Source organism: Delftia sp. Cs1-4, assembly GCF_000214395.1.
GTDB classification, from domain to species: Bacteria; Pseudomonadota; Gammaproteobacteria; order Burkholderiales; family Burkholderiaceae_C; genus Comamonas; species Comamonas acidovorans.
This window is the reverse complement of sequence record NC_015563.1, coordinates 2370790-2383223: the sequence shown is the minus strand read 5'-3', so window position 1 is coordinate 2383223 and position 12434 is coordinate 2370790. Positions and strand designations below refer to the sequence as shown.

Below are 12434 nucleotides of genomic sequence, written 5' to 3'. Positions count from 1 at the left end.
GGCGATCTTCACGAATAAATCGGCGATGCGGTGGTCGGGGCGGGCTCGGCTTCGGCGTCCAGCGCCTGGATTTCCTCGATCAACCGGGTTTCAACGAGTTCGGCCAGGCGCCGCACCGTGGGCGTGCGCAGCAAGGCCGCAGGATGGATTTCGACGCCATAGGCCTGGCGCACGCGCGCCAGCAGCTGTATGGCCATGAGCGAGTCGCCGCCGAGTTCGAAAAGGTTGTCCTCGGCGCCCACGGGAGCCACGCCCAGGAAGCCGCTCCAGAGCGCGGCCAGACCGGTCTCCAGGTCGCCCTCGGGCGCCACGAAGCCGGCCATGCCACCGGGCCGCACCTGGGTGGGCACAGGCCCGGCCGTCGCTGCCGTTGTCGCTGCTGCAGGCAGGGCCTGGTCCAGCAACTCGGCGAGGTCCGCATGGCGACGCGTTTCCAGATCGGTGGTGGACACGCAGACATGGGGCTGCACAGGGCCGGCCAGGATGCGCTCGAACAGATGCACGCCCTGCTCTGGTGCGATGCCCACACCTTCGGGCATGGACGTGCCTGCCGCCATGCCCACGCCGCGCCACCCGTCCCAGCCCACGGAAATCAGCGGCCAGCCGGCCGTGCGGCCATGGGCCACGGCCAGCGCATCCAGGCAGGCATTGGCGGCCGCATAGTCGATGCGGCCCAGGCCGCCCGCCACGGCGGCCAGGGAAGAGCACAGCAGCATGAAGTCCAGCGGCTGCCCGGCCAGTGCGGCCAGCAAGGCCCGCGTGCCCTGGAGCTTGGGCGCGAGCACCTGCATCACCTCGTGTGCCCGCTTGTCCGCGAGCATGCCGTCGCCGGCCAGGCCGGCGGCGTGGATGACGCCGTGGATGCCGCCATGCATTCCGCCGAACGCGCGCTGCGCCTGTTCCAACGCGGTGCGCAGCTGGGCTTCGCTGCCCACATCGGCCTGCACCAGGCACAGCTGGGCGCCCAGCCGTTCCAGCTCCAGCAACTGCTGCAGCCGGGCACGCAGCGCAGGTTCCGTCTGCGCATCCTGCGCCAGTGCCTGCCACTGACCCCGTTCAGGCAGCGCCGAGCGGCCCAGCAGCACCAGCCGGGCCTGCCAGTGCTCGGCCAGGTGCCGGGCCAGCGCCAGCCCCATGCCGCCCAGGCCGCCCGTGATCAGATAGCAGCCGCCACGGCGCAGGCGCGGCGCGGTGGCTGGCGCAGCTGGCGTGACGGCGGGTGCCGTCTGCCCCGCAATGCGCTCGTAGCGCCGGGTCCAGCGGTGCGGGCCGCGCAAGGCCACGCAGGCCGGTGCGGGCTCGCTGAACTCGGCCAGGATGCGCTGCGCAAGCGCTGCCATCCCTTGGGCATGCCCGCTCTGCACAGGCAGCACATCGACGATGCGGCAGGCCATGCCCGGCAGCTCCTGGGGAATCACGAGGCAGGGGCCATGGAGCATGGCCTTGGCCGGCTGCAGGGATTCGGTCCCTGTCACGTCCTCCAGCCCATCCGTGACCAGCAGCATCTGCTGCCGGCCAGCAGCGCCCACAGCGGATGCGGCAGACACGGCCTCCAGCGCCTGGGCCAGGGCCAGCGGGCCGAGCAGGCAGCGCTCAGCCGCCTGTGCGTCATCCAGCGTGCCCAGGCTCCACAGATCGCAGATGCAGGCCACCGGGCCGATCTCGGCCGCTATCTGCCCCAGGGCGCGCGTCCAGTCGCTGCGCTCGGTCATGCGCAGCGCATGGCGGGCAGGCCCCAGGCGTTCATGGAGCGGACCGGGTTCGATGCGGACCACGGGCGCGGGCTGGGTGTCGGACCAGGCCTGCGCCAGGGATTCGGCCAGTGTCGATCCGGCCTCGGCCAGCAGCAGCATGCAGCCGCCGGCGGGTACCGAGGCGGCCCGTACAACGGGCGCTGAGCGTTGCCAGACAGGGGCATACAGCCAGCCCCGGGGATCGGTGCCGTGCAGACCACCGGGAGCAGCAGGAGCGGCCTCAGAGGCCGGCACCGTGGCGGCAACCCAGTGCGATTCGCGCTCGAACGGATAGCCGGGCAGGGGCACGCGGCGCGCGCCCTGTGCGCTGTTCAGCAGCGGTGCCTTGGCCGCGTCAACGCCCGCCGCCCAAAGCTGGGCCAGGCAGCGCGCGGGCTGGTCGGCCTGAAGTTCTTCGCGGTTGGCGGCTGCCTGCGATGCCAGCACGGTGCGTGCGCCAGCCTTGGGATGGCGCCGGGCCAGGCCGCTGAGGCCTTGGCCCGGGCCCACTTCCAGCAGGATGCGGTCGCTTTGGTCCAGCAGCGTGTCCAGGCCCTGCGCAAAGCGCACCGTGCCGCGCAGATGCTGCAGCCAGTAGTGGGGGTCCTGGGCCTCTTCGTCGCGGATCCAGCGGCCGCTGAGGTTGGAGATGAAGGCAATGGCAGGCCGATTGAGTCGAACGCTGGCGAGCTTGTGCGCGAAGGCATCGAGCACGGGATCGAGCAGCGCGGAATGAAAGGCGTGCGACACCTGCAATCTGCGCAGCAGCACGCCCGTGCCGGCCAGGGCCTGCTCGGCGGCCGCAATGGCGTCGGGCCGGCCCGAGAGCACGCACAGATCGGCCGCATTGACGGCGGCCAGATCGCAGCCCCGGCACAACCAGTCCTGCAGCGCGGCCTCAGGCAGGCCCACGGCCAGCATGGCGCCGGGCTCGGTGGCCTGCATGATGCGGCCGCGCGCGACCACCAGGTCCAGCGCATCGTCGAGCGAGAAGACCCCGGCGATGCAGGCCGCCACATACTCGCCGATGCTGTGGCCCAGCATGGCCTCGGGCTGCAGGCCCCAGGACATCCACAGCCGCGCCATGGCGTACTCGACGATGAACAGCGCAGGCTGCGTGGCCTCGGTGCGCGCCAGCGCCTGCGCGGCCTGGGCATCGTCGGCCTGCGCCAGCAGCCAGGGCCGCAGGTCCATGCCGGTCTGCGTCCTCACCCTCTCGCAGCAGCGGTCCACGATGTCGCGGAACACCGGCTCCTGCGCATGCAGGCTGCGCGCCATGCCTGCGTGCTGGGCGCCCTGGCCGGGGAACAGAAAGGCCAGGCCGGGCTGGGGCGAGAGCACGCTGCCCGTGAAATGCACCAGGGGCGCCGGATGGTCCAGCGCCTCGATGGCCTGGGTCACTCCATGGGCCAGCACGGCCAGCCGATGCGCATGGCGCTTGCGGCCCACACGCAGGGTGTGGGCCACATCGGCCAGGGCCATGCCCGGGTGCTGCTCCAGATGTCTGGCCAGCTGGCTGGCCGAGGCCTGCAACGCCTGCGGCGTACGCGCCGACAGCAGCAGCAATTGGGGCGTATGCCCTGCGCTTTCCGATGGATCGGCAGGGAGCGTGGCCGGAGCTTCCTCCAGCACCACATGCGCATTGGTGCCGCCCATGCCGAAGGAACTCACGCCGGCACGCCGGGGCAGCGGGCCGGCAGGCCAGTCCTGCGCCGTGGTCTGGACGCGGAAGGGGCTGCCAGCGAAGTCCACGCGCGGGTTGGGCGTGGAGAAGTTCAGGCTGGGCGGCAGGGTGCGGTGGCGCAGCGCCATCACGGCCTTGATCAGGCCGGTCACTCCGGCAGCGGCGTCCAGGTGACCCACATTGGTCTTGACCGATCCCAGGGCGCAGTGACCGGGCGCACGCCCCGTCAGTCCCCCAGCCCCGCCAAAGGCCTGGGTCAGCGCCGCGATCTCGATGGGATCGCCCAGCGTGGTGCCCGTGCCATGGGCCTCGACATACCCCACTGAGGCGGGATCGACGCCAGCCATGGCCTGGGCGGCGCGTATGGCCTCGGCCTGGCCGTCCACGCTGGGCGCGTTGTAGCCGATCTTGCGCGCGCCATCGTTGTTCACGGCGCTGCCCCGGATCACGGCATGGACGGTGTCGCCGTCGCGCAGCGCCTCGTCCAGGCGCTTGAGCACGACCACGCCTGCGCCGCTGCCCAGCATGGTGCCGTCGGCGCGCGCATCGAAGGCGCGGCAATGGCCGTCCGAGGACAGGATGGCGCCCGGCTGGTGCAGGTAGCCCGCGCCTTGCAGCAGGTTGAGCCACACCCCGCCGGCCAAGGCCATGTCGCACTCCATGCCCAGCAAGGACTGGCAGGCCATGTGCACGGCCACCAGCGAGGTGGAGCAGGCCGTCTGCACGGTCACGGCCGGGCCGCGCAGGTTGAGCTTGTAGGCCACGCGCGTGCACAGGGCATCGGCCGCGTTGCCGTTGAGCAGGGCGATCAGCTCGGCGATGCCGCCGCTCCACTGCGCACGCCCCAGCAGATGGCGCATCAGGTAGAGATTGGCTCCCGCACCCGCGAACACGCCGGCCGCCACGTCCAGCCGCTCGGCGTCATAGCCCGCATGCTCCAGCGCCTGCCAGGCGCATTCGAGGAAGACGCGCTGCTGGGGATCGATCTGGCCGGCCTCGCGCGGCGTGTAGCCGAAAAAGCCGGCATCGAACCAGTCCAGGCCTTCCAGCACCACGCCGGACTTCACGCAGGCGGCATCGTCCAGCAGGGCCTGTTCCGTGCCCCCGGCTCGCAGGGCCTCGTCGCTGAAGACCGTCACGGATTCGCGGCCTTCGCGGATGTTGCGCCACAGCGCGTCCACGCTGTCCGCGCCCGGGAAGCGCCCGCCCATGCCGATGATGGCGATCTCCACGCCGCTGTAGCCCGCATCCTGAGCACGCATCAGTTCACCTCCTCGGTCAGACCACGGCGGCCCAGCAGCGCGGCGCGGCGGCGCTGGGCGCGTTCGTCGGCCTGCTGGTTCTGCAGCCCTTCCTGCGCCGCCCCCACGCCGCGCTGCGCCTCGATGCGGCGGGCCAGCGTGGCCACGGTCGGGTGCTGGAACATGTCGATCACAGAAAGCCCGCTGCCCAGCGCATCCTCGATCCGCCGGTGCGCGCGTATCAGCAGCAGCGAATGCCCGCCCAGGTCGAAGAAGCTTTCGTTGGCGCCTATGCGTTCGAGCTGCAGCAGCTCGCGCCAGATGGTGGCAATGGTCTCGGCCACACCGCCTTCGGGCGCCTCGAACGGCTGCGCACCATCGCCCGATGCAGGCAGGGGCGCGGGCGCCGGCAGCGCCTTGCGGTCCACCTTGCCGTTGCTGTTGAGCGGCAGCGCGTCCAGGCGCACAAAGAGGGAGGGCACCATGTAGTCGGGCAGGCTGCGGCCCAGCTGCGCCTTGAGTGCAGCCAGGTCCTGCAGCGCGGCACCTTCACCGGCCAGGTAGGCCACCAGCCGGCTGCCGCCTTCGGCAGAGTCTGCGACCACCACCGCCTCGCGCAGGCCTGGCACGGCCAGCAGGGCGGCTTCGATCTCGCCCAGTTCCACGCGGAAGCCACGGATCTTGACCTGGTGGTCCAGCCGGCCCAGGTACTCGATCTCGCCCTGCTCGTTCCAGCGCACCAGGTCGCCCGTGCGGTAGGCACGCTCGCCGGCCAGCGCCGAAGGGCTGGCCACAAAGCGCTCGGCCGTGAGCGCGGGCCGGCCCCAGTAGCCGCGCGCCAGCGCCAGGCCGCCCAGCAGCAGCTCGCCGGCCACGCCGCGCGGCACGGGCTGCAGGCCAGCGTCGACGATATGCACCTGCACGTTGCCCAGCGGCCGCCCGATGGGCACGGCCTGCGGTCCGGGCTCGCGGCAGTCGTGGTAGGTGACCTCGATGGCGGCTTCGGTCGGTCCGTAGAGGTTGAGCAGGCGCGCGCCCGACAACAGGGCCAGTGCGCGGTCGCGCAGCTCGGCCGGCAGGGCCTCGCCGCTGCAGACGATGTGCTTCAGCCCGGTGCAGGACGGGGCATGGCCGCTGGACAGAAAGGCCTGCAGCATGGACGGAACGAAGTGGATGCAGGTGACGGCATGGCGCTCGACCAGGGCCGCGATACGCGCAGGATCGCGATGCTCCCCGGGCCCAGCCAGCGCCAGCCGGGCGCCTGTGGACAGCGGCCAGAAGAACTCCCAGAACGAGATGTCGAAGCTGAACGGCGTCTTCTGCAGCACGGTGTCCTGCGCGGCCAGCGGCTGGTGCTGCTGGCCCCAGGCCAGGCGGTTGCACAGCGCGCGGTGGCGGTTGCCCGCGCCCTTGGGGCGGCCGGTGGAGCCCGAGGTGTAGATGACGTAGACCAGGTTCTCGCCGTGCAGCGCGACGCCCGGGTCATGGGCCGGACAGGAGGACAGATCGATGGCGTCCACCGCCAGGCACAGCGGCTGCAGCGCGGGCGGCAGCCGTGCGACCAGGCCCGACTGCGTCAGCAGCACGCCGATGCCGCTGTCGTCGGCCATGTAGCGCAGGCGCTCGGCCGGGTGCTCGGGGTCCATGGGCACATAGGCGCCGCCGGCCTTCAGGATGGCCAGCAGGCCGACCACCATTTCCAGCGAACGCTCCATGGCAATGCCGACCTGCACTTCGGGCCGCACACCAAGTGCGATCAGATGGTGGGCCAGGCGGTTGGCGCGCGCATTGAGTTCGCCATAGCTCCAGGAGTCTTCCCCGAAGACCAGGGCCGTGGCCTGCGGGTTGCGGCGCGCCTGCTGCTCGAAGGCGGCATGGACCAGCTCGGGGACGGCATGGCCGCCCTGCCCGCCCTGGCCGGTCTGCCAGGACGCCAGCTGTGCGCGCTCTTCATCGGACAGCAGATCCACCTCGCCCACGGTGGCCTCGGGGTGATGGGCCAGGGCCTCGAGCATGCGCAGATAGTGCTGGCCCAGGCGCTCCATGGTGGCGGGCAGGAAAAGCTCGGCCGCATAGTCCATGCCCACGCGCACGGCGCCGCCTGCGCGTTCACGCACTTCCAGGGACAGCTCGAACTGCGCCGTGCCTCCGGGCATTGAAGCCGCTTCGGCCATGCAGCCCGTCATGCGCTCGAAGCCGCGCAAGTCCTCATGCACATGGTTGAACATCAGCTGGAACAGCGGTGGATGCGCCAGGCTGCGCTGGGGCTGCAGGTCTTCCACCAGTTGCTCGAAAGGCAGGTCCTGGTGCTCCTGGGCCTGCAGCGTGGCGCGCCTGGCCGCATTGAGCACCTGGGCCAGCGGGGTGCGGCCATCGACCTCGGCCTGCAGCACCAGGGTGTTGACGAAGAACCCGATCAGGCCCTGCGTGCCCGCATGCTGGCGGCCCGCCACGGGCACGCCCAGGCGCAGCACCTGCTGGCCCGTATGGCGGTGCAGCACGGCCTGCCAGCCTGCCAGCAGCACCATGAACAGGCTGGCGCCGGCTTCGGCGGCACGCGCGCGCAACGCGTCCACCAGCGGCGCAGGCAGCGCGAAGCCATGCCGGGCAGCCGAGTAGCGGGCCACGGCTGCGCGCGGCCGGTCGCTGGGCAAGGCCAGCACGGGATGCTCGCTGCCCAGTTGCCCGCGCCAGTAGGCCAGTTGCCGCTCGCGCACGCCGCCATCCAGCCAGGCCGCATGCCAGGCTGCGTAGTCGGCGTATTGCAATGCGGGGGCAGCGGGCTCGGCGGCCGCCGCCGCATCACCCAGATGGAGGTATTGCTGCGCAAGCTCGTCCAGCAGGTTCTGCAGGGATACGCCGTCGCACACGATGTGGTGCATGACCAGCACCAGACGGTGGTCATCCGGCCCAAGCCGCATCAGCAGCGCACGCAGCAGCGGGCCCTTGCCCAGGTCGAAGGGCCTGGCGTGCAGGCGGCGTGCCTCTTCATGGGCACGCTGCGGCTCGTGGTCCAGGTCCAGCCATTGGAACTCCAGGCCGCCGCTATCCAGCACATGCTGCCGGGCCGACCCGTCGGCGGCAGGCAGGAACACGGTGCGCAGCGCGTCGTGGCGTGCCACCAGGCGCTCCAGGGCCGTGTGCAGCCGTTGCGCATCCAGCGTGCCGCCCAGCTGCAGCTCCACCGTCACGTGGTAGGCCGTGCCCGCAGGATCCAGGTGCCAGAGAAACCACTGCCGCTGCTGGGCGTGGGACAGGGGCTGGCTTGCACCGGGGCCGCGCGCCACAGGGCCAGGACGAGGGATGCCAGTTCCGGGTCCTGCCGCCTGCAGTTCGCGCAATGCAGCCGCGCACGCCGAAAGCCGGGGCCGGTCAAAGAGCAGGCCTGGCGCAAAGTCCACGCCCCACTGCTGCGACACGCGTGCAGCCAGTTGCACGGCCGAGAGGGAGTTGCCGCCCAGCAGGAAGAACTGCGGATCGCCCGCAGGCAGCTCGGCACGGCGCAGCACTTCGCACCAGAGCATGGCCAGCGCAGTCTCGGTGGCATCGAGCGGCGGGGGGGCGGACTGATCTGCACCGTCATTCGCTGCAGATTCCGTTGCGTCCACGAAGGCACCATGCTCCCAGACCGCATAGGCATCCAGGCTGCGCTGCGCCCAGCCCTTCTTGCAGGCCTGGCGCTGGAGCTTGCCGCTCGATGTGCGCGGCAGCGCGCCGGGCTCCAGCAGTACCACGACGGCAGGCGCCTCGCCAAAGGCCGTGGCCACGGCGGCAGCCAGTGCGTCGACCAGCGTCTCCCTCGGCACCAGCTTTTGCAAACCGCGCGAAATCTCGGCGGCCACGCCTATGCCCTCGCCGGCAGGCCCCTCCACCGCAAAAGCGGCCACGCGCCCCTTGCGCACGGCTTCGACCTCGGCCTCGACCACGCGCTCGATGTCCTGCGGGTAGAGGTTGTGCCCGCGCACGATGATCAGGTCCTTGATGCGGCCCGCCACATGGACCTGCCCGCCGTGCACGAAACCCAGGTCGCCCGTGCGCAGCCATCGCCGGCCTGCATGCTCGACAAAGGCCTGCTGCGTTTGCTGCGGCTTGCCCCAGTAGCCCTGGCTGATGCTGGGGCCGTGCGCCCAGATCTCACCCACGCGGCCGGGCTCCAGCACCTGCAGGCTGTGCGGCTCGACGATGGCCACGACATGGCCGGGAACGGCGGGGCCGCAGCCCACGAGCGGGGTGGTCTGCGAGGCGCAGGAGCTTTCCTCGGCCCGGCCCTGCGCCAGGGCCTCGGTATCGAAGGACGTGATCGTGGCGCCTGCGCCGCAACTGCCGCCGGTGATGAACAGGGTGGCTTCGGCCAGGCCGTAGCAGGCATAGGCTGCGTCGGGCCGCAGCCCGCAGGCAGCAAAGCGCTGCGCGAAGGCCGTGACGGTGTCGGCACGCACAGGCTCGGCGCCCGTGTAGGCCAGCCGCCAACTCGACAGGTCCAGCTGCGCCAGCTGCGACGGCTTGATGCGCTCCAGGCACATGCGGTAGGCGAAGTCGGGGCCGCCGCTGATGGTGGCGCGGTGGCGCGAGATCAGCTCCAGCCAGCGCACGGGGCTTTCCAGAAAGAGGCGCGGCGAGGTCAGCACCAGCGGCAGGCCGCTGTACAGCGGCTGCAGCAGGCCGCCGATCAGGCCCATGTCGTGGTAGAGCGGCGCCCAGGACATGAAGCGGTCGCCCGCGCCGATGTCCATGCGCTGCTGGATGGCAGCCTCGTTGGCGATGAGGTTGCCGTGGCTGACCATCACGCCCTTGGGCGCCGAGGTGGAGCCCGAGGTGTATTGCAGGAAGGCGATGTCGTCGGCAGCCGGCGCATGGGGTCGCCAGGCGTCGGCATCGGCCAGGTCCACCTGATCGGCGGCCACGGCGGCAATGCTTGCAAAGCGCGCATCGGCGCCGGGCAGGGCCTGCATCACTTCGGCCGTGCTGATCACGCAGGCCGCGTCCGCGTCGCCCACGATGCCCAGCAGCCGCTCCAGATGCTGCACGCGCAGCGATTCCAGCGGCGGCACCGGCACGGCGATCACGCCCGCGTAGAAGCAGGCCAGCATGCTGGCGGCGTAGTGCTCGTCGTTGTCCATCATCACCAGGGCGCGCGCGCCCACGGGGCACAGCTGCTGCAGCCCGGCAGCCAGCGCGCGCACGCGGCGGTCGAACTCGCCATAGCTGTGGCTGCGCTCGACCACGCGGCCGTCCTGCACGGCGGCCACGGTGAGCCAGATGTCGTCGGGCCGCTGCTGCGCCAGTCCCCTCAGATGCTCGACCAGGCTGGCCGGCGCCTGGCCTGCTGCCGCGATTGCACTTTGTCCACTCAGCATGTCAGCTGCCTCCCGGGTTCTCAGAAACGGTCCAGATTGCTGCGCGGCTCGGCCATGGCGACGATGACCTTGCGCGGCCCCTTGAAGGGCGAGCGGGCATGGGCAACGAGCATGTTGTCCAGCATCAGCACGTCGCCCTGCTCCCAGGGGAAGCTGACGGTCTCGGCGTCCAGCGCGGCGCGCACCTCGGCAAAGATGTCGTCGCCGATGGTGGATCCGTCGGCAAAGAAGGTGTTGCGCGGCAGGTTCTCGATGCCGTAGACCTCCTCCAGCACCTCGCGCTCCTCGGGCTCGCGCGCCGAGATGTGGAACAGGTGGGCCTGGTTGAACCAGACCATCTCGCCCGTGACGGGGTGGCTCTCCATGGCCTGGCAGAGCTGGCGTGTGCGCAGGCCGTCGTCCTCCTTCCACTCCCAGTCCATGCGCGCATGGCGGCAGAAGGCCTCGACCTCGGCGCGGCTTTCGGTGTTGAAGACCTTCTGCCAGGGCACGTCCATCTCGCCGAAGTTGCGCACGTACAGAATCCCGGGCTCGAACAGCTCGCGGATGCGCGCCGGAATGCGGCGGTAGACCGCACGGCTGTCGGCAATCGGCGTCTCGCCGCCCTCGGGCGATGCGGTGACGCAGTGGAACCAGATCTTCATGGGCCACTCGCGCGTGTAGGCCTGCTCGTTGTGCAGCGGAATGCTCTGGTGGGCCGGGTATTCGGTGGAGGTATAGACGCCCGCGCCGCTGGAGGCCTCGACCGCGCTGCGCGGCGTGGAGGCGAATTCGTACTTGAGCAGCGGATGGCCGAAGGCCGAGGCGAAGCGCTGGAAGGTCTCCACATCGGGCACGCCAAAGCCGCGCAGCAGCACGCCGCCCGTGGTCAGCAGGGCCTCGTCGATGTCGCGGCGCAGCGGCGGCAGCGCGGCCAGCAGGTCCTGGCCCGGCTGGGCGGGCGTGATGAGATGGGGAAGCAGCGAGCCCGCGGGCGCCTTGCGCTCGAAGCGCTGGAGGGTTTCGTTCATGTCGATTCCTTGGTGCGCCACGCAAGAGCTGCCGCGTAGCCCGGCGGCGCTGGCAGCGCCATCGCTTGAAAACCATTCCAGTCGGGGACCGCGCAGGCGATGGCCAGCCGTCCGTCCCCTCCCGGGCTGATGCCTATGGAGCGCAGGTGGTCGGCCACGCCGATGCCGATGGCCTTGAGCACGGCTTCCTTGCCCACCCAGCGCTGGTAGAAGGCCGCCAGCCGATCAGGCGCACGGCGCACGCTGGCGCGCTCCTGGTCGGTGCAGACGGCGTCGAGCATGACCTCGGCATCGAGGTCGGGCTTGTGCTGCTCGATGTCCACGCCCAGGTGCAGCACGCCACCGGGATCGGCCAGCGCGATCAGCGCATGCCCGCCCGAATGCGAGACATTGAAGAGCGGTGCCCGCAGCGGGTCCTCGTCGACAAAGGGCTTGCCGTGGACGCCGACCGCCAGCGGCACATCGGCCGGGCAGCAGCCCAGTCTGCGCCCCAGCAGCCGCCGCGTGGCAGCGCGCGTCTGTGCGAAGCGCAGCCGGTCGGCGGCCCGCACGAAGCGCGCGGCGCGACCGCGCTCCTCGGGGGTCAGGTGCGGCAGGCTGTCGCTCAGTTCGGCCGACAGGTCCAGGTCCAGCCTGAAGACCTCGATGCCCTGGCTCATGGCCTCACGCACGGACACGAGCTGCATGGATTTCCCCCTGGAGTGACTGGGCCCCGGCCAGGCGCTGCACCAGCACGGCCAGCACATCGCCTTCGCGCTGCTTGATGAAGAAATGCCCGCCCTCGAACCAGTCCAGCGTGAAGGCCCCGGCGGCCTCCTGCGACCAGGCCTGGACGCGGGGCGCCTCGATGTCGTCCTGCCGCCCCGCAAAGACGTGCACCGGCAGCGGCAGGCCCGCAGCGGGCACATGGCCGAAGCTCTCGCAGACGCGGTAGTCGGAGCCCAGCACATCCAGCGTGATGCGCATGAGCTCGGGGCTGGCAAACACCTCTTCGGGCGTTCCGCCCTGCCTGCGCAGATCGGCAATCAGCGCCGCATCGTCGCCCTTGCCCGCAAAGCGCTCGGGATCGCGGGAGGCCGGTGCCGGGCTGCCCGAGGCAACCAGGGCCAGCGGCAGCTCCCTGCCCTCCTCGCGCAATTGCCGCGCCATGCCGAAGGCCAGCAGCGCGCCCATGCTGTGGCCCAGCAGCGCAAAGCGGCCGCGCATGGCCTGGCGCTGCTCGGCGCACAGCAGCGAGACCAATTGCCCGAAGTCCTCGACCGCAGGCTCGCCCAGCCGGCTGCCCCGCCCCGGCAGCTCCACAGGCGCAATGCGGATCCAGTGGGGCAGCAGCCTGCGCCAGCGCAGGTACATGGTGGCGCTGGCGCCTGCGCACGGCAGGCACAGCAGGGTCAGCGGCGCGTGCATGC

The 12434-nt window shown here is 71.0% G+C and carries 5 protein-coding genes; all 5 read right to left on the bottom strand.

Annotated elements, in window-relative coordinates:
- Window positions 1-8 precede the first annotated feature (8 nt).
- From DELCS14_RS10580 to DELCS14_RS10560, 5 genes are read right to left on the bottom strand one after another with little or no spacing between them, the layout of a single operon-like run.
- Window positions 9-4679: a type I polyketide synthase gene (locus DELCS14_RS10580; RefSeq protein ID WP_013801599.1), complete on the bottom strand. Its 4671-nt coding sequence runs from the start codon at window positions 4677-4679 to the stop codon at window positions 9-11.
- Complete coding sequence (locus DELCS14_RS10575; protein ID WP_013801598.1) at window positions 4679-10015, bottom strand: non-ribosomal peptide synthetase; 5337 nt, start codon at window positions 10013-10015, stop codon at window positions 4679-4681. The genes DELCS14_RS10580 and DELCS14_RS10575 overlap by 1 nt, the downstream gene beginning before the upstream one ends.
- A gap of 20 nt (window positions 10016-10035) precedes the next feature.
- Window positions 10036-11025, bottom strand: a complete 990-nt coding sequence (locus DELCS14_RS10570; protein ID WP_013801597.1) for a TauD/TfdA family dioxygenase — start codon at window positions 11023-11025, stop codon at window positions 10036-10038.
- The gene (locus DELCS14_RS10565; RefSeq protein WP_012206557.1) at window positions 11022-11711 is read right to left on the bottom strand and encodes a 4'-phosphopantetheinyl transferase superfamily protein; all 690 of its coding nucleotides are present in this window, start codon (window positions 11709-11711) and stop codon (window positions 11022-11024) included. The genes DELCS14_RS10570 and DELCS14_RS10565 overlap by 4 nt, the downstream gene beginning before the upstream one ends.
- A complete protein-coding gene (locus DELCS14_RS10560; RefSeq protein ID WP_013801596.1) occupies window positions 11689-12432 on the bottom strand; it encodes an alpha/beta fold hydrolase in 744 nt (247 codons plus the stop codon). Before DELCS14_RS10560 ends, DELCS14_RS10565 begins: the two co-directional genes overlap by 23 nt.
- Window positions 12433-12434 lie beyond the last annotated feature (2 nt).

What these genes read in the sequence shown, in the direction of transcription:
- DELCS14_RS10580 (WP_013801599.1), bottom strand. Translation starts at nt 4,679, where the DNA reads ATGCGTGCTCAGGATGCGGGCTACAGCGGCGTGGAGATCGCCATCATC.
- DELCS14_RS10575 (WP_013801598.1), bottom strand. Translation starts at nt 10,015, where the DNA reads ATGCTGAGTGGACAAAGTGCAATCGCGGCAGCAGGCCAGGCGCCGGCC.
- DELCS14_RS10570 (WP_013801597.1), bottom strand. Translation starts at nt 11,025, where the DNA reads ATGAACGAAACCCTCCAGCGCTTCGAGCGCAAGGCGCCCGCGGGCTCG.
- DELCS14_RS10565 (WP_012206557.1), bottom strand. Translation starts at nt 11,711, where the DNA reads ATGCAGCTCGTGTCCGTGCGTGAGGCCATGAGCCAGGGCATCGAGGTC.
- DELCS14_RS10560 (WP_013801596.1), bottom strand. Translation starts at nt 12,432, where the DNA reads ATGCACGCGCCGCTGACCCTGCTGTGCCTGCCGTGCGCAGGCGCCAGC.